General features: G+C 53.7%; 18 protein-coding genes and 1 pseudogene. 4 read left to right on the top strand and 15 right to left on the bottom strand.

What is annotated here, in order from left to right; all coding sequences use genetic code 11:
* Positions 1-8: 8 nt before the first annotated feature.
* From maf to JR338_11690, 5 genes are all read right to left on the bottom strand, one after another.
* Positions 9-656, bottom strand: coding sequence for a septum formation protein Maf (maf, locus tag JR338_11710; protein QRN83058.1), 648 nt, complete (start codon positions 654-656; stop codon positions 9-11).
* A 123-nt stretch (positions 657-779) separates the two neighbouring features.
* On the bottom strand, positions 780-1,655 hold the full coding sequence (locus tag JR338_11705; protein QRN83057.1) for a homocysteine S-methyltransferase family protein: 876 nt from the start codon (positions 1,653-1,655) through the stop codon (positions 780-782).
* Between the two features lie 32 nt (positions 1,656-1,687).
* On the bottom strand, positions 1,688-2,611 hold the full coding sequence (locus JR338_11700; protein ID QRN83056.1) for a ribonuclease Z: 924 nt from the start codon (positions 2,609-2,611) through the stop codon (positions 1,688-1,690).
* 28 nt (positions 2,612-2,639) lie between these two features.
* Complete coding sequence (locus tag JR338_11695; protein QRN83055.1) at positions 2,640-2,843, bottom strand: hypothetical protein; 204 nt, start codon at positions 2,841-2,843, stop codon at positions 2,640-2,642.
* A 74-nt stretch (positions 2,844-2,917) separates the two neighbouring features.
* Complete coding sequence (locus tag JR338_11690; GenBank protein QRN83054.1) at positions 2,918-3,376, bottom strand: hypothetical protein; 459 nt, start codon at positions 3,374-3,376, stop codon at positions 2,918-2,920.
* Between the two features lie 570 nt (positions 3,377-3,946).
* Here JR338_11690 and JR338_11685 point away from each other — a divergent pair.
* Both JR338_11685 and rny read left to right on the top strand, forming a co-directional pair.
* Positions 3,947-4,600 (top strand): RecX family transcriptional regulator, encoded by a 654-nt coding sequence (locus JR338_11685; protein ID QRN83053.1) that lies wholly within the window; start codon positions 3,947-3,949, stop codon positions 4,598-4,600.
* Positions 4,601-4,620: 20 nt separating this feature from the next.
* On the top strand, positions 4,621-6,159 hold the full coding sequence (rny, locus tag JR338_11680) for a ribonuclease Y (GenBank protein ID QRN83052.1): 1,539 nt from the start codon (positions 4,621-4,623) through the stop codon (positions 6,157-6,159).
* Positions 6,160-6,720: 561 nt separating this feature from the next.
* On the opposite strand, the gene JR338_11675 is transcribed toward rny, so the two are convergent.
* The 3 genes and pseudogenes from JR338_11675 to JR338_11665 all read right to left on the bottom strand — a co-directional run bounded on the left by JR338_11675 (position 6,721) and on the right by JR338_11665 (position 9,628).
* The gene (locus JR338_11675) at positions 6,721-7,341 is read right to left on the bottom strand and encodes an MBL fold metallo-hydrolase (protein ID QRN84429.1); all 621 of its coding nucleotides are present in this window, start codon (positions 7,339-7,341) and stop codon (positions 6,721-6,723) included.
* Positions 7,342-7,351: 10 nt separating this feature from the next.
* A complete protein-coding gene (locus JR338_11670) occupies positions 7,352-8,530 on the bottom strand; it encodes an MFS transporter (protein QRN83051.1) in 1,179 nt (392 codons plus the stop codon).
* Between the two features lie 12 nt (positions 8,531-8,542).
* Positions 8,543-9,628: pseudogene (locus JR338_11665) on the bottom strand (aminopeptidase P family protein).
* 476 nt (positions 9,629-10,104) lie between these two features.
* Between JR338_11665 and cysK the strand changes: the two are divergent.
* Positions 10,105-11,037 (top strand): cysteine synthase A, encoded by a 933-nt coding sequence (gene cysK / locus JR338_11660; protein ID QRN83050.1) that lies wholly within the window; start codon positions 10,105-10,107, stop codon positions 11,035-11,037.
* Between the two features lie 71 nt (positions 11,038-11,108).
* Positions 11,109-11,822, top strand: a complete 714-nt coding sequence (cysE, locus tag JR338_11655) for a serine O-acetyltransferase (GenBank protein ID QRN84428.1) — start codon at positions 11,109-11,111, stop codon at positions 11,820-11,822.
* Between the two features lie 387 nt (positions 11,823-12,209).
* On the opposite strand, the gene JR338_11650 is transcribed toward cysE, so the two are convergent.
* From JR338_11650 to JR338_11620, 7 genes are read right to left on the bottom strand one after another with little or no spacing between them, the layout of a single operon-like run.
* Positions 12,210-12,554 (bottom strand): carboxymuconolactone decarboxylase family protein, encoded by a 345-nt coding sequence (locus tag JR338_11650; protein QRN84427.1) that lies wholly within the window; start codon positions 12,552-12,554, stop codon positions 12,210-12,212.
* Complete coding sequence (locus tag JR338_11645; protein QRN83049.1) at positions 12,547-12,909, bottom strand: hypothetical protein; 363 nt, start codon at positions 12,907-12,909, stop codon at positions 12,547-12,549. Before JR338_11645 ends, JR338_11650 begins: the two co-directional genes overlap by 8 nt.
* Positions 12,910-12,911: 2 nt before the next feature.
* The gene (locus JR338_11640; protein ID QRN83048.1) at positions 12,912-14,222 is read right to left on the bottom strand and encodes an extracellular solute-binding protein; all 1,311 of its coding nucleotides are present in this window, start codon (positions 14,220-14,222) and stop codon (positions 12,912-12,914) included.
* 21 nt (positions 14,223-14,243) lie between these two features.
* Positions 14,244-15,242 carry a M42 family metallopeptidase gene (locus JR338_11635; GenBank protein ID QRN83047.1) on the bottom strand — a complete coding sequence of 333 codons (999 nt, stop codon included), beginning with the start codon at positions 15,240-15,242 and terminating at the stop codon, positions 14,244-14,246.
* Between the two features lie 46 nt (positions 15,243-15,288).
* Entirely contained in the window at positions 15,289-16,389 is a 1,101-nt protein-coding gene (locus JR338_11630) for a M20/M25/M40 family metallo-hydrolase (protein QRN83046.1), read from the bottom strand.
* A 3-nt stretch (positions 16,390-16,392) separates the two neighbouring features.
* A complete protein-coding gene (locus JR338_11625; protein QRN83045.1) occupies positions 16,393-17,451 on the bottom strand; it encodes a M20/M25/M40 family metallo-hydrolase in 1,059 nt (352 codons plus the stop codon).
* Positions 17,452-17,475: 24 nt separating this feature from the next.
* On the bottom strand, positions 17,476-17,883 hold the full coding sequence (locus tag JR338_11620) for a hypothetical protein (protein ID QRN83044.1): 408 nt from the start codon (positions 17,881-17,883) through the stop codon (positions 17,476-17,478).
* Positions 17,884-17,943: the final 60 nt, after the last annotated feature.

The following is a 17,943-nucleotide window of genomic DNA, read 5'->3' as shown; positions in this document are numbered from 1 at the left end:
ATACTCCTTTAGGTCAACCCCAGGATTTCCTTATAGACCGGGCATTCATAGTTCAGCGTTTCCTGACAGCGTTCATACAGGTCAGCCGGGGCCTGCCAGCCGAAACGGCGCAGTGCCACGGTCAAATGACAAAGCGGCAGCCCCATTACGGAGGCATAACAACCCGCCAGATTCTCCACCGGATGAAAATCGCTGTGCTGGATAGCATATGCGCCCGCCTTATCCAGCGGGTCACCGGTCTGGATATAGGCTTCCAGCTCTGCATCAGAATAAGCACGCATCGGCACATCCGTCCGGCAGACGGTATCCACGCTCTCACCGGATGCAGTATCAATCAACGCAATCCCGGTATAGACCTGATGGGTCCGACTGCGCAATTGGGTCAGCATCCGCCGGGCATCCGCATCGTCCATCGGTTTACCCAGCAGTTCCTCCCCATCCACCACGATGGTATCGGCAGCAAGTATCAGTCCTTCCCGTATGGACGCAATCGCCTGCGCTTTTTCGCAGGCCAGACGCCGGACATAATCAACAGGAGGTTCGCCTGCTTTTTGACTTTCGTCAATATCCGCCGGAAGGACCTCAAAAGGCCATCCGAACAATGCAAGCAGTTCTTTTCGACGGGGGGAATTTGATGCCAGGATAAGTTTCGTCATTGGTGCGATTCTAACACATCCTCATTATTCCGCCACCCAGCGGGAGTTAAAAATTAAACCGCCCATTTTTATGGACGGCATGATATTTTATTTAAATGAAATAACGTGTTTTAGTGAAGGGAACTAGCCTTTTGCGGCTTTAGCGATCTCCGCGAGGTGTTCCGGGCTGGTACCACAACAGCCGCCCACCAATTGAGCGCCCGCGGCCAGCCAATCCGGAACCAACGCGCCCATCTGTGTCGGGCTGAAGGAGTAAGTCGGCTTGCCATCCTCATCCATCTCAGGCATCCCGGCATTCGGTTTGAACCAAATCGGTTTATCAGTCGCCTGACGCAGCTGACCAAGTGCCTGCAGGTTCTCATCCAGGCTGCGGCCACAATTGATCCCCAACACGTCCACATCCAGCGCACCGATAGTTGCCGCCATATCCTCAGGCTTCACGCCCATCATTGTGCGGGTGCCGCGGTCATAGCTGAAGGAGCAGATCAATGGAATCTGCCCATCCACTGCCCGCACACCACGGATGGCTGCAATAGCTTCATTCAAATCAAATTGGGTTTCGATCACCAACAGGTTCACGCCCGCCTCGACCAGAAGCCTGGCCTGGGCCTGGAAATCCGCTTCGGCGTCTTCCCCTTTCAGAGTTCCCAGCGGCGCCAGCATATGCCCGGTGGGGCCAATCGAACCGGCCACAAGCACATCCGTGCCCTTGGTCACCTTTTGCGCTATCTCAACCGCCTTGCGATTCACTTCCTCAAAGCGGTCCGCCAGGCCGGATGCATCCAGCCGGTGACGGGTTCCGCCAAAGGTGCAGGTCAGAATAATATCAGAGCCGGCATCCACAAAAGACTGCTCCAGGCTGGCAATCCCCTCAGGGTTTTCCAACACCCAAACCTCAGCCGACGCCCCCACCGGCAAACCCACCCGCTGTAAATTTGTGCCGGTTGCACCGTCAGTGACAAATATCTCGCCTGCTGTGAGCCGCGCTCTAAAATCCATTTTTCTATCCTTATCCAACTGAAATTGAGGGGTTATTCTTCGTCGCGCTTGATCTGGAATCGATCAAAATCCCGGGCTACAATCGCATTCGGCAATACAGCCTGGGCTTCTTCCAGCACATCCCGCTCACGGTAACGACGGGAGAGATGTGTAAGATACAAATTCTTTACGCCGGCCTCTTTAGCCAATCCGGCAGCTTGTGCGGCTGTGATATGGCCAAAATTCTCGGCCAGCTCCGTCTCGGCATTGATGTAGGTTGCTTCAATCACCAAACCGTCCGCATCCTGCACATAAGGCAGGAGGTTATCCACCCGGCCGGTATCTCCAACAACCACCAGGGAGGTCCCCTTGCGGGCCTCACCCAGAACCTGTTCAGGATCAATCAGGCGGCCATCCGGCAGGGTGATCGGCAGACCATTGACCAGATCTTTGCGCCAGGGGCCAGGGGGAATATTCAATTCAGCAGCTTTTTCCGGCAGGAAGGGCCGCCGGCTGCGTTCTTCAAAGCGATAGCCCAACGAATCTGAGCCGCGATGGTCTACTGAGAAGGCGGAAACTGAAAACCGCTCCGTCTCAAAGAACAGCCCCGGTTCAAGCGCGTGTAGTTCCACCGGCGATTTACCGCGATAGCCCCGCAAGACCACGCCATAGATCAGATCATAGACCCGGTCCAGCGTATGCTGGGTGCCATAGATCTCAATCTTATCCATGACCTCCCACCGCATAAATGTGGAGATGATCCCCGCCAGTCCCAGGATATGGTCGAGATGACCATGCGTCAGGATGATCTGATTCAGCCGTTTAAAACCTGTCCCCGCTCGCAGGATCTGGCGCTGGGTGCCTTCACCGCAATCCACCAAAAAGCGATAATCCTCATGCTGCACAATCAGGGAAGAAAGACCCCGGTGTACCGATGGCGCGGAGGCAGAAGTACCTAAAAATGTGATTTCAAACAATGGATTTACCTATGCTAAAGTGAAAGGGTCAATCTGACCCAACACCGGAGATCAGACGCAACAACCCAAGCAGACCTAAGCCCACCTGCACACCTTCACTCGTTGTCAGTTTTGGTTTGGTGTTTTCCGCTTCAGATCGTTTGATCAGGATAAATGCGGAAAGTGCGCCGACTGCCGCCCCAATCGCTGTGCCAATCACTAAAGTTGATGCCTTCCAGTTCTTATCGTTCATGTCTTCATCCTTGTATTTTTCATCAGGGGCTCTCCGAATATCAGGGAAAGATAAGTCGGACCGCCGCTCATTGATTATCGGTGCAGCAAACCAAATATCGACTTGAAGAAGTGCTCAATGCCAGCCTGATAGCCCCGCAGCTTCATCCCTGGGTTAAGCAGCTTTTCAACCATCGCCTTGACCCAGCGTGCGGCCAGGCTGAAATAATGCTGGACCATTGCCGTATAGGTCGGCAAGACCTTCAACAGCCGGGCTAATCCATAGATCATAGCGCCCAAGAGCAGGACAGCCGCCAAACCCAACGCCATCATGGGCAATAATAGCCAGATTAATGAGGTATCCGCCCAGGTGGAGAGCTTCCCGATTGGGTCGCCCCCATTGGCAATCACAATCAGGAATGCCAGGCCCGCGAGCACAACCAAAATACTCAATAAGATGGGCAGCAGGATCTGCCAGAAGCTTTGGCGCTTGTGCTGCCGGTAGCTTGGGCGTTTATTCCGGTCAACCTCAATTTGGTTAATTTTTGTTTCCATAAATTGTATTTTAACATGAGTCGATTGATTAACCAAAATTCTGACGAACCAATCCTGAATCTCCTAGAAAAATCACATAGTGGAATCTGGATTCCTTACATTGAATTTGTTTTTACGAAAATTTGACCAGGCCTTATATTAACAGATTTTTATTGTATAATTAGGATTGGAAAATAAGTCACGCCCAAATAACGCGTGATTGAAAATTCTCACGTCAGCGCCCGCAAATCGGGCTGCGACCTGGCAATCAAATAGAATCGTACGAAATTTTTCCGCCGGCTGAAAAGCCTGGCATAGTAAATGGGATGACATCAGTTTTGAAAAGTATCGGCGGCCCTGAAGTTAAATCAGAGGCCAGCAGAGTCAAGATTAGAGTCAGACACTTGAGTACAGGATAGAAAAAACCAACTTAACCCAAGACGAACCGCCTCAATCGGTTGGATTCATCTCAAGGTTTAAGGTCCCCTATCCTATACGGGATCAACAACAATAAAGATTCTTATTGATATGACGGTCGTAGCCTATCGGGAAGGCTCACGGCTGTCTGTTGTTTAAAGGTAGAAAGTTGGGATGGAACGGGAGATCACAGCCATCAAGGTTCAGAGGCGCAACCACCAACGGGTAAGCATTTATCTGGATGGTGAATATGCGTTCGGCCTATCTCGTTTCGTTGCCGGCTGGTTGGCACCGGGTCGTAAATTGACCGAGGCCGAGATCGAGAAATTGCAGAAGGAAGACACTTACGAAATCGCCTTCCAGAAAGCCATGCAGTTCATCAATCACCGCCCTCGTTCGATTGAAGAAACCCGCAGACGCCTAACAGAAAAAGGATTCGAAGAAGAGGTGATCAAAGCCACTCTCAACAAGTTGGTGGAGAAAAGCCTGCTCAACGATCTGGAATTCTCTCGGCTCTGGATTGAAAACCGGAACACCTTTCGCCCACGCAGTGACAGACTATTAGCCTATGAGCTCCGCCTAAAGGGCGTATCAGATGACGTGATCGCACAGGCGCTTGAAAGCTTTGGAGGCGACCAGACTGAGCTGGCATATCAGGCCGGGATCAAAAAGGCCAAACAATGTCAGCATGAAACCAGGCTGGACTTTCAAAAGAAAGTGGGCGGCTTTCTGAGCCGGCGGGGATTCCATTATGGGATCGTCAAACCCACCGTTGAAAAGCTTTGGGAAGAATACGCTCTCCCTGCAGAAGATGCGCCTCAATATTAATGGAAAAATGGAGCGAATTGATGAATAACTCTAACCCCTATCTGATTTATCTCGTCGCCCTCGGTGCGCTGCTGCTTGGTGCCCTGATCGGCTTCCTGATAAAGCAATTAATTGTAGAAAATAAACGCAAGGCCCAAAACCTCAAAGCAGATCACATTATCACCGAAGCCAAAGAACACGCTCGCGAGATTGAACTGGAGGCCAAAGACTCTGCTCTCCAGATCACCCAAAAGGCTGAGGATGAACTGACCCGCCGCCGGATCGAACTGACCAAAGAGGACGATCGCCTACAAAAACGGCGTGAAGAACTTGACCGCCGTTTGGAAAAATATGAAGAACGCGAAACACGTCTGAACAAGCGCCAATCCAGCATTGATAAACGTGCCAACGAGATCAACACGCTGTATGAACAGCAAATGGCCGAACTTCAACGTGTTTCTGAGATGACCAAGGATGAGGCCCGCGAAGTGCTGCTGACCGAAACTGAAAAGGAATCCCGTGCCGACATGGCCCGGATCATCCGCCAGATCGAAAGTGAAGCCCGCGAGGAAGGTAACCGCCGGGCCAGGGAACTGATCGCCGATGCGATCCAGCGAGTTGCTTCCGAGAAGGTCGCCGAAGTCACCACCTCTCTGGTGGAACTGCCCAACGAAGAAATGAAGGGCCGGATCGTTGGCCGCAATGGCCGTAATATTCGAGCTTTCGAGCAGGCCTCCGGTGTGGACGTGATCGTGGACGACACCCCCGAAGCCGTGACCGTTTCCTGCTTCGACTCGGTTCGTCGTGAGATCGCCCGCCGGTCGCTTTCCCGCCTGGTGATTGACGGCCGGATCCATCCCGCCAACATCGAGAAGATCCTCAAAGAAGAAAATGACCAAATGGATGAGGACATCTTCCAGGCTGGTGAACAAGCCGCTTATGACGCCGGCGTGGCCGGGCTGCATAATGAAATCCTCAAAAAGATTGGCCGCCTTAAATTCCGCACCTCTTATGGCCAGAACCAGTTGGCCCATGCGGTTGAAACCGCTAAGATCGCCAGCGTCATCGCTGCAGAATTGGGCGCGGATGTTGAGATTTCCAAAGCCGGCGCTTTCCTACATGATCTTGGTAAGGCAATGGATCATAATACAGAAGGCACCCACGCTCAACTCGGTGCAGAATTTGCCCAGCGCTATGGCGTGGGCGCAAAGATCACCAACATCATCGCCTCCCACCACCATGAAGTGGATCAGGAATCGGTTGAAGCTGTGATCGCTGAAGCCGCTGATGCCATCTCCGGTGCCCGACCAGGCGCTCGGCGTGAAGACCTGGAACAATACATCAAGCGTCTGCGGGCTCTGGAAAATATCGCCAATGCCCATCAAGGTGTTGAGACCAGCTACGCTATCCAGGCCGGCCGTGAAGTGCGGATCATCGTCAAGCCCGAAGAGGTGGATGATGTGGAAGCCAACCGCTTGGCCAAGAGCATTGCCCAACAGATCGAGGAAACCATGCAATATCCGGGTCAGATCCGGATCACGGTCATCCGGGAATCCCGGGCAACGGAATATGCAAAATAGTACGACCTGATGTGAATATCAAAAGGCTGCCTCAATGGGCAGCCTTTTTGATATCTTTGTCATTGCGACGGAGGAAGCAATCTTCGCCTTTAATGGTTCAGAACAGGATTGCTTCGTACGGTGCTTCGCATCTTCCTCGCAATGACAAGGAAATTGTTTTGTCATTGCGACGGAGCCGCAGGCGAAGGAAGCAATCTCAACATATAGTCATTCACAAAAGATTGCTTCCCACTCCGCTTCACTGCGGGGACATTATCACAAGCTCGTAACGACAAGGAAATTGTATTGTCATTACGATGGAGCTTCAGGCGGGGGAAGCAGTCTTTGCCTTTAATGGTTCAGAACCGGATTGCTTCGTACGGTGCTTCACATCTTCCTCGCAATGACAAGATGTGTGTTTTTGTCATTGCGACGGAGCCGCAGGCGAAGGAAGCAATCTCAGTCCAAACGAGTCAAAAACTAGATTGCTTCGTACGGTGCTTCGCACCTCCCTCGCAATGACAAGATGTGTGTTTTTGTCAGTTCGATGAAGCCGCAGGCGGAGGAAGCAACCTGTTCATACTATAAGAACGGATTGAATTCCTTCTCATGACCCACTGTGCTCTCCGGGCCGTGACCCGGCAATATGCGAGTCTCATCCGGCAGTGTGAACACCTTCTCCTTAATGGAAGTGACCAATTGGGCCATACTCCCCCCTTCCAAATCCGTCCGGCCGATCCCTTCCCGAAAGATGACATCGCCACAGAATAGGGCGCTTAGGCTGGGGCAATAAAACATCACATGCCCAGGACTGTGTCCGGGGGCCAGAAGCACCTGCGCCACCATCTCGCCACCTGGCACAAGACTTAACTGCATCCCATCCTCAAAAAGGATCGTTGGCTCGGGGGGCTGCTGGATAGACAAACCAAACATACCCGCCCCACCCTCATTGTGATACCAGTCCAATTCACTGGCATTCAGTCCAATCGGCAATGAGGGAACGAATACTGCAGCCAGTTCCGCCGCTCCGGCAATATGATCAAAATGGGCATGTGTCAACCAAATCTGGCGCAGCGTCCAGCCCAGTGATTCGGCCCGGGTCAACACCAGGTGGCTGTCATAACTCGGATCAATCACCACCGCATCTCCGGTGTCCTGGTCACCTATCAGGTAAACGTTATTGGGCAAAGGCCCCAGGGTCATTCGAACAATTTCAAGATTCACGCGTTATTTCCTTTTCCAGAAGCGGTTCCATCTCCGCAATCACGGGACGATGATAACCCTTCCGATGAGTATAACGCAGACTGAGCGTGAAAGTCACGGCCAGGACGATCAAGCTGGCCGGGAAGATCGAGGCCGGCCGCCAATCATAGAGTAGGCCCGCCAACACCGGTGCGATCACTGTGGCCAGGGAGTTGAGCGATTCCACCAGACCAAAGGCCAGGCCAACCTCGCGTTCCCGCACCACCGGCCGCACCAGGGCAATGGTCATCGCCCGTGTCAGCCGATAGCCGCCCAGGAAGAGATACCCCAAGCCATACCAGATCAGCCCTGTTCCTTTCCAAAGCAGCAATGAGTAACCCATCAGCCCAACCTGGCCAATCAGCATTGCCGCACCGGATTGCATCTGTCCCAACAGTAGCATCATGATCACGCTGCCCAGAGCGCCAAGCGATCCCAGCTGACCAATGCTGCTGAGGGATATACCGCGCTGGTTCTGCAGGAAATTAGCCGCCAGCGGCTGTGGCAGCATAACGGCGGTCATCACCAGCAGGATCATTGCGAGCATCCCGAGGAACTGACGGTTTTGCAGGAGGTGGGCATCACCCTTCCGCTTCGGATGGGCCAATACTTTTTGATCGCCAGCCAGAAGAATGATCGCTGACGAAATGGTGAAGATCACCCCGGCGACGTAATAGACCGTTCGGAGGTCAAAATTCTCTCCAATCAAGCCCCCTGCGATCGGGCCAATGATCCCACCAATGTTATACGAGGCAGAGACGAAGCTAACCGCCCGGCCAACCGTCCACTTGCCCCGTGCCCCCTGCACATAAGTGTTCAGTGGGGCCATAACCGAAGAAGTGATGGCATAAAGCAGCATCCCGATCACATACATCGTCAGCGATGGGGCCAACGCCATGATCCAGGCTGCCACCACGCCGCTGATCCAGGAAAACCACATCAAAGGACGCCGCCCAATTTTATCCGCCAGGAGTCCGGCGGGGACCTGCCCAATGGCCATCACCAGGCCGCTGAAGCCCAAAATCGTCCCGATTAGGATCGGATCTGCACCAAATTGTTGAATATATAACGGCTGGAAAATATAAAACATGCCTTCGCCAAGCCCCCATGTGAGCATAGCGGCCGACACGACCTTTAAATCACGAGACATCAAACTTACCTTTTATTCAATGAAATCTTCAACGGGTAATACTTCGCGGGGCAAGTCTGTCAGGGTTTGCAGGCCATCCGCAGTCACAACCACATCATCCTCAATCCGCACACCGCCCTTACCAGGCAGGTAGATTCCGGGTTCAACCGTAAAGGTCATCCCAGGTGTAAGGATCTGGTTGTTTTCAGCATAAATATAAGGCGCCTCGTGGGGTTCCATCCCAAGGCCGTGCCCGGTGCGATGGAAGAAATTCGGGCCAAAACCCGCATTTTCAATCACCGCTCGCGCAGCCCGGTCCACAACCCCCGCCGCCAAACCTGAGGCACCGGCCTTCCGGCCAGCCTGGTTGGCTTGTTGAACGATCTTACCTATCTGGTGCAATTCCTCATCCACGCCACCAAAGGTGAAGGTGCGGGTGATATCGGAAAGATATCCGTCAAATGAAGCACCCCAGTCAATCAGGAGCAGGTCACCCGGTGTCAGGGCGCGGTCAGTCGGGACTGCATGCGGGTTGGCACTATTCTCTCCAAAAGCCACAATCGGCTCAAAGGGTAATTTCGGGTCGGAGCCTGCGCGCAGTAGCTGGACGATCAGCTCATTGGCAACAACTTTCTCCGTGATCCCAATATGAAGCGTCCGCAAAGTTGCCAACAGAGCTTCCTGGGCAATCATCGCTGCATGGCGCATTTTGGCGACTTCTTCGTCATCCTTGTTCAGGCGTAAGGCGCCAAAAACTTCAGAGCCATCGATGAAATCCACACCTAAGAAGGCAGCATTTAGATATTGCAGCTCAAGGAACCGCAAATGTTCCGACTCCACCCCCACTCGGCCGGTCTCCAGATTCAACGCTGAAGCAGCCTGTTCAAAAGCCGTATGCCAGCTTGCCGGGTCATCCCCATAAGTGAAGGCCTGGAACGCGGCGGCATCACCAGTCAGCTTGCCTTTTTCAAGCGCAGGCAGAATGATAGCTTTCTCGTCCTCACGGGTGATGATCAGGACCGTGGGCCGTTCCATCAAATGGAAATGCAGTCCGGAAAGATAGGTCAGGCTCTGGCCGGGGTTCAACACCACACCAGCCAGGTCAGTGGCTTTGATCAGTTCAACGCATTTCTGAATTCTTGTATTCACAAAACTTCTCCTTGGATGTCAATTCGGCGTTCATTATAACGTAGGGCGATGGCGATTGGAACACCCTTAAGCAGTGTTTGATTAAGAACTAGCCAATCGGCCAGGTCAGGTCAATACTTGGAATTGAGTCAGGTTTTCTGGCTTTTTTTTCAAAAATTGACATTGATAACAGTATGAATTAAACAAAGCTTGACTCTTTTACAATTCTCGTTATAATTATGATAATAATTGTCATATTAGGAGTATGTCATGTTTTATTGCTTGTGTCTGAGGCGGGGTCGCTAGTCACCGTCCAGACGTTGTAAAGAGAAATCATTCAACCAGTCGATCTGGGCGGCGGACAGCCCCGCACACTAATTATTGCGGTGCAAGCGTTTCGCTGCCTTTTGATTTAAACGACTGGTTTTGTGTTTTAAAGCAAGACAAATAAATTGGAGAAAGACCAAATGAAAATTTATAACAATATTACGGAATTAACCGGTAACACCCCCCTGGTGCGGCTCAACCGCCTGAACCAGGATTCGGTGGCCGATGTTGTCCTCAAATTGGAATATTTCAACCCCGCCCACTCCGTAAAGGACCGGGTTGGCGTGGCCATGATTGATGCCGCCGAGAAAGCCGGCCTGCTCAAACCAGACAGCATCATTGTGGAACCGACCAGCGGCAACACAGGCATCGCCCTAGCGATGACGGCAGCTGCCCGCGGCTATCGTTGCGTAATTATCATGCCCGAAAAGGTCAGTTATGAACGCAAGATGATGATGAAGGTTCTGGGTGCGGAATTGATCCTCACGCCAGCGAATGAAGGCATGCAAGGTTCAATCAATAAGGCTCGGGAGCTGGTCGCTTCCGACCCGCGCTACTTCATGCCCAACCAGTTTGGTAATCCCGCCAATCCTGAAATCCACCGCCTCACCACTGCCGAAGAAATTTGGCGTGATACCGACGGCAAAGTCAATATCCTGGTCGCGGGTGTTGGCACCGGCGGCACCATCACCGGTGTCGGCGAAGGCCTGAAAGCCCACAACCCTGACATTCAAGTTGTCGCTGTGGAACCGGCTGCCTCCCCTGTTTTAGCGGGTGGCGAAAAAGGTCCCCACCCCCTGATGGGTATCGGTGCGGGTTTCATCCCCGAGATCCTCAACACCTCAATTTATGACGAGATCGTTGAAGTGACCGGCGAAGATGCATTTGCCACAGCCCGGGCGCTGGCAACCCAGGAAGGGCTGCCGGTTGGAATTTCCTCCGGTGCGGCCATCTGGGCCGCGCTGCAAGTGGCGAAACGACCGGAGAACAAAGGCAAGCTGATCGTGGTCATCATCCCGTCCTTTGCCGAACGCTACCTCAGCACACCCTTGTTTGATGACATTCGGGATTAACCCGAAGCGATAGGAGGAACACCATGACAGACACAACCCTGCTGAAATACCCCCGATCGATCCGGGCCAATATGGATAAGGAGATCGGTTTGTTTAAAATGATCGTGGAAGATATCCGTTGCGCACTGCACCGGGACCCCGCAGCCCGTAACTGGGCCGAGGTTCTGTTAAACTACGCCGGCCTGCACGCCATCTGGGTCTATCGGGCCAGCCACTGGCTCTGGAACCACAAGCTCTATTTCCCCGCCCGCTGGCTTTCACAAACTGCCCGTTGGTTCACGGGCATTGAAATCCACCCCGGTGCGAAAATTGGCCGCCGGGTCTTCATTGACCACGGGATGGGTGTGGTGATTGGTGAGACGGCTGAAATCGGTGACGAAGTCACCCTCTATCATGGCGTTACTCTGGGCGGTGTCAGCCTCGAAAAAGGCAAGCGCCATCCCACCCTGGGGCATAACGTGGTGGTAGGCGCCGGGGCCAAGATCCTCGGTGCGATTGAGATCGGAGCAGGCAGCCGCATCGGCGCAAACGCGGTGGTCGTCAAGCCTGTGCCGCCCGATTCAGTCGTGGTTGGTGTACCTGGCCAGATTGTCAAGCGCAGCCACAAGGGCAGCGAAGAACCCATTGACCTGCACCATGACCGCCTGCCCGACACCCTCGGTGACGCGATGCGCCAGGTGTTGGCCCGTCTGGACCGGCTCGAAGACACCTTGCAGGTGGAAGAAAAAGATCGGATCGAGACCGATGAGAACGGCAACTGGACCGGATCAGATTTTAGTATATAAATATGGAATATTGCCATGTAGGTCACGTGCGCTGTGCGGCACGTGACAATTAATATCCCCTCATCCCCTTCGAGGACTTCGTCAGTCCCGTAGGGACGGACGACGCGATCTCGATTTTATCCTTTAGGTTTGAGTGATCAAAGTATTACAAGAAGATTGCCACCTCCGCCTCCGGCTCCGTCGCAATGACAATATAGGTAGTGCCCCACCAATGACCCTGTCATCGCGAGGTAGCCGTAGGTCACGTGCCGCGTCAGCGCACGTGACTATGCCATTTCCGTGCGTCATGGTGCGTTCAACACCGAAACGCACCCTACATCCTCCCCACGGTGAAATGCCTACAAAAAAACGCCCCTTTCGGGGCGTTTCTATTATCTCAAAATTCGTTTACCGTTCACGGGCCATATCCAGCGACTCAACCGCATGACGCAAATGAGGGATCACAATGCTGCCGCCCACAATCAGGGCCACATTGAACGCGTCATACAACTCCTCATCCGTCCAGCCCGCCTCCACGCACTGCAGGATATGGTAATCAATGCAGTCATTGCAGCGAAGGACCATCGAAGCCACCAATCCCAACAATTCCTTGGTTTTGGCATCAAGAGCACCGTCATCATAAGCGCGGGTGTCCAGATTGAAGAACCGCTTGATCCCGAGATGATCGATTTCCGTGATCCGGTCATTCATCCGCTGGCGATAGGCTTCAAATTGATCCAAACGGTCACTCATCATGCCCTCCGGGCAAATTTCTGCGGCGTAAAGTCTCCCGCAGGGTACCAACCAACAAAATCAACACCAGAACAGAGCTGCAGAGGATAATACCATCGGTATAACCAACTTCTTCTGCAGATGGCGGTTCGGTCGGAGTCACAGAGGGCGTCGGTGCGATGCTTTCAGTCCTAGCCCCTTCCAGGGTCACTTCTGCTGCGTTAGCAGTGGGTGTGGGGGCAGTGCGCGCCCGTGAAATAGGCTGCATAAAAGCCACACTGGTAATAATCATCACCCCAAGCACCAATGCCAATAAAATCCATTGTGGTCCGATCCCCGGCTTCTTTGGTTGGGGTTCAAGTTCTTCCATAGCCATCGTTATTCCTCCAGGCTTTCAACCGCTGTTTGGGCTGCCTGATTTGGAGGCATCAACCCTTGCAAAACCTGGCGTGTCCCTTCTCTCAAAAGCGGTCCCAGGCTGGTGATTATGTCATTGGATGGAATCAGGCGGCTGGATGTGCCGATTTGTCCCAGCACACTGGCCAGAGCCGAATCTTCCCAACCGTCCAAAGATGAAGGTCGGGTCGGCAGGTAACCGGCAGCTGATGTCCAGGATGCCAGGAATTGGGGATTCACGAGAAATTCAGCCAACTCAACAGCCAGTTGTTGACGGGCTTCATTTGGTGTCGCCAGAGCCCAGCTCATCCCGGTCCCCAGAGAAACGGTGCCCGTTGCCATTGGCAGCAAAGGCGCTAGCGTGGTGTCTGCAGGGAGTTCCTTGAGAAAATTAGATACCCAGGTGATTGACATGTTAGCCTGCCCCTCACGGTAAGCAGACCAGGCCTGCCCCAGGGTCTGGATCTGATCCAGCCAGGGTAGCAGCACCTCAGATTGGGCGCCGGTCTGATAAAGCTCAAATACCGTTGTCAGCGGTTCCGCTTCCAACACCGGCCGCCGTTGATTATCCTGAATCAGACCACCCTGCGCTTGGTAAAGCGCCAGGGTCAGGAGCGCATCACTGCTATCCGCCGGAAAAGCCAGGGAGATTTCACCACTCAACAGTTCCGTCCAGGTGGCTGGGATTTCTTCCATACTGGCTGAACGATAAGTCAGGACAATCGCATCGGCCGCGAATGGCAGTCCAAAGGTGCTCCCCTGGAGCAAAGCCATCTCTTGCGTGAAATTAAACCAATCCGTATCATCCGGGATTTCAGTCAATCCATCCAAAGGATAGATCAAGCCCTTCAGCGCAGCAGTTTCCAGGTCGGTTCGAGGCAGAGCGATCAGGTCCGGCAGCGCTTCCGGAGCCGCCTCACTGGTGGCCGTCAGAGCGTCCAGTAATCCACCGGTGCCACTCACATCTTTAACGCGTACGTTAACCTCCAGCCCGCCATTCAAGTCTGAGAACAACTGCAGCCGTTCACCCAAAATCTGACCCGCTTCCGTCCCCGATTCAGGGTCCATCTCGGGCGGGATCCAAAGGGTCAGCGAGGTGACAGGCTCCACCGTGGCCACAGATGTCACCTCGACATCCGGGGTAGATGTGAGTTCAATATCCGTCCCAGCTTGCGGCGTGGGAGTTGCGGTTGGCTGCGAAAATCCGGGGATATTAACGGAAATCCCCTGACATGCTGAAAGCAGCATGACCAGGATCAACCCCATCCCCATTAGCAGTTTGATCTTTTTCAAAAGCCAGTCTCCATCCGCTGGTTAATCCAACTCAATCGGTTCGCTCAATAGTTTTACCAGGAGCTTCACCGAGTTTTCAACATCATCCGTATCCACCATCTCAGAAGGTGAATGGATATAGCGGCAGACAATCGAGATACACCCTGCAGGCACACCGGCCCGAGTCATCTGAATGGCTCGGCCATCTGTGCCGCCAGCTGTCAGGACTTCCATCTGATAAGGAATGCCAGCAGCTTCCGCCTGCTTAACCATCCAATCCACCAAGCGGGGATCGGCAATAAACGAAGCGTCCCGTACTTTGATCGCCGGGCCAGCACCCAGCGCCGTTGCCATCCGGAGCACAGCCTTGGGGGTATCGCCGCTCATGGTGACATCCACTGCAAAGCCAACATCTGGGTCCACGCCATAGGCAGCCGTGGTCGCACCGCGAATGCCAACTTCTTCCTGCGTGCTGAAGACGAAATGAACCTCGTTCGGTGTACCATCCAGCCGTTTCATGGCTTCAATGGCAATCGCGGCTGCAATCCGGTCATCCATTGATTTAGCGACCATCCGCTTGCCCAAATCGAGGAAAGGACGTTCAAAACCACACACATCGCCCACTTTCACCGGGCAATCTTCTTTGCTGGTTGCGCCGACATCCACGAACAGGTCCGTGATCTTCGGACGGCTGTCAGCTTTGACAGCACCGACACCGATCACACCCCGGGTGCCATTCATAAAGAGCACCCGCCCGCCAATGCAGGTCAGGGGGTTCACACCGCCGACATTCGTGACACGCAGAAAGCCATCTTTCTCCACATGGGTCACCATCAAGCCGATCTCATCAATATGCGCTGAGACCATCACGCGCTTGCCGCCTTCGGCTTTTTTCCCTTTGACGGCAATCAGATTACCGAGAGCATCCACACGGATGGAATCTGCCGCATCGCCAATCGCCTCGCGAACGACGTCCCGAATTTCATATTCAAACCCGGAAGGACCGGGGGTTTCAACAAGTTTCTGGATCAAGGATTTCATCAAGAGTCTCCTAAAGAATTATCAGATAAGTGATTCAATCCGCCGGTCAATCGCGGCGTTCAACAGCTAACAGTTCAGGGGTCACCTGGGCTAAAGCTGTGTGTAAAAGTTTCAAAGTATTAGCCCAATCATCAATCCGGGCCAGCCCCGCAGCGGAATGCGCATAGCGGGATGGCACCGAAACGGACACACTGGGCACACCGGCGCGCACCTTATGGATCACGCCAGCATCGGTTCCCCCAGGGCCGGGTTGACGAATCTGGTAGGGAATGCCATTTTCTTCTGCGGTATCCGCCAGTAAATGCACCAAGCGCTGATCGCCGATTGTCGCGCCATCCATCACATAGATGGCCGGGCCGGCATCCAGGCGGGTGTTATAGCGGGCGTTTTCATCTTCCTTATCCCAATTCGGTAGGTCATTGGCCGGTGTTGAATCCACCGCAATCGCCATATCAGGATCAAATTGATAGGCTGCCACCCGGGCACCCCGCAGGCCGACTTCCTCCTGCACGGTGAAGGCAATCAGCAGGTCGACATTCTCAGGGGCATGCTTGAGCAGTTCAATCAAGGTTACTACGCCCAACCGGTCATCCAACGCTTTTGCGCGGATGCTTGGGCCGAGGATCTCAAAACGGGTGGCGAAGGTCGCCCAATCACCCGGCTTGACCTGGTCACCAATCTCGGGGCCGAGATCAATCCGCAGAGAGCCAACTTCGATGGTCTGCTCCCGTTCCTTGCGGGTGGTCATATGGATCGGTTTAGCACCAATCACACCGGGGAGATGATCCCGTCCCACCAGGACGGCTTTGCCGGGGAGTTGGCGTTCATCAATCCCGCCCACCCGTTCAAATTCAAACAGGCCGTCGTCATGTTTCTTGACGATCATAAAGCCAATCTCGTCCATGTGAGAGGCCAGCATCACCCGCACCCGGTTTTCACCGCGTCCGAATTTGGTGACCAGCACGTTGCCCATCGCATCCACTTTCACGTCGTCGGCAATCAGCTTGATCTCTTCGAGGACAATCTGGCGAACTTCATGCTCATCACCCGAAACGGCGGTGGCGTTGGTTAGTTTTTCCAGTAAAGCGAACTGGTCGGGGCCAATCTCCGGCACCTTACCAGCTGAAATTTCAAGTTTCTTGGTCATGGATCACTCTTCCCAATTAATCTTATCCATTGCATCCGGTTTGAGGTCTGCAATGAATTCAGCCATCAATCGACCCACCCGGCGGACGTCCTTCATTGACACTGTTTCCACCGGTGTGTGCATATAACGCAGCGGGATGCCCAATACAGCGGTTGGGATACCTTCTGCCACAATCTGCACTGCCATCGCGTCCGTACCGGACATCTTTGGCATCAGGTCCTGGTTTGTGGGGATCTCAAGGGCTTTGGCTTTTTCTTCAAAGGCCTTATAGAGCGCTGGATGGATGTTTGGTCCCCATCCCAGCCCTACCCCACCACCTAAGGGCAGGTTGCGCCAGTCATTTGCGCCCGGTCCTTTGGCAAAGCAGACATCGACCACAATGGCAATGTCGGGTCGGATCTCGAAAGGTGAGGTCAGCGCCCCACCCAGGGTCTCTTCTTCCTGCACAGAGGCCACAGCCCAAACATCCCAATCGTGCAACCGGTTCTGGAGTTCATCCAGACAAATCGTGGCCGCAGCAACGGAAACCCGGTTATCCAGGGTGTGCCCGGCCAGAGCGCCGCCGGTCAGTTCGAGCGGCATCTGGGCATAAGAGACCAGATCACCCACGCGCACCTTCTCAGAGACCTCAGTGGGCCTGAGGCCGACATCCACTAGCAAATATTCCATCGCAACCGGACCCGTTCCGGCCGACTCAGGCAACAGGTGCGCTGGCGGCTGGACCACCTGTCCCGGCAGGTCTTCTCGGCCATGCACAATCACAGGCTGGCCCGGCAGGATGCGGTGATCAATGCCCCCAAGTTGAGTAATGCGCATCAGGCCTTCATCAATGCCGGTTACCATCATGCCGATGGCGTCCATATGGGTGGAGATCAAAACCCGCTTGCGAGGGTCAGCCCCCCGGCCCTTTTTCAGGCCGTGCAGGCTGCCAATCTTGCTGACCGAAAGTTCATCAGTAAGCGGTTCCCAGGCTTCCCAGATGATCTCTCGGATTGGCCCTTCAAAACCAGAAAGGCCTGGCGCCGAAATCATCTTCTTCAGAAATGGCAAGAAATCAGTCATATTGTTCGTTTTCCTTTTAAAACGTTAGGGCGTTACAGTCACCGTCGGCGTAGCCGAGGGTGTATTTGTTGCCGTCGGCGGCACAGGTGTCAGTGTCACCGTTGAGGTCGGTGTTGCGGTTGCCGTCGCAGTGGCAGTAATCGTCACTGTCGGCGTCACTGTTACAGTTGGTGTTTCAGTTGAGGTCGCTGTTGGTTCCAAAGTCCCGGTTTGGGTGATCGTCGCCGTCAACGTAGGTGTATAAGTCACATAGGAGGTCAAGGTGATCGTTGATGACGGAGAAGGGGTCAGGCTCACGGTCGGGGTGGGAGCATCACCATTGTTCTGGTTGACTCTTAAAACCACCAATCCCACTATATAACAGGGCAGGGTGATCAAGATAGCCAGAATAAGCAGATAGCGAATCCGCTTGGTGCTGCTCAGATTTTTCAATATGCCTCCAATTCACCAAATCATATCACCAGGGGAATGACCCGACAAGTTAAAGTGTAC

Source organism: Chloroflexota bacterium, from assembly GCA_016887485.1.
Lineage (GTDB): Bacteria > Chloroflexota > Anaerolineae > Anaerolineales > Anaerolineaceae > Brevifilum.
Note: the sequence above shows the minus strand (reverse complement) of the source record. Positions and strands in the feature narration are given on the sequence as shown.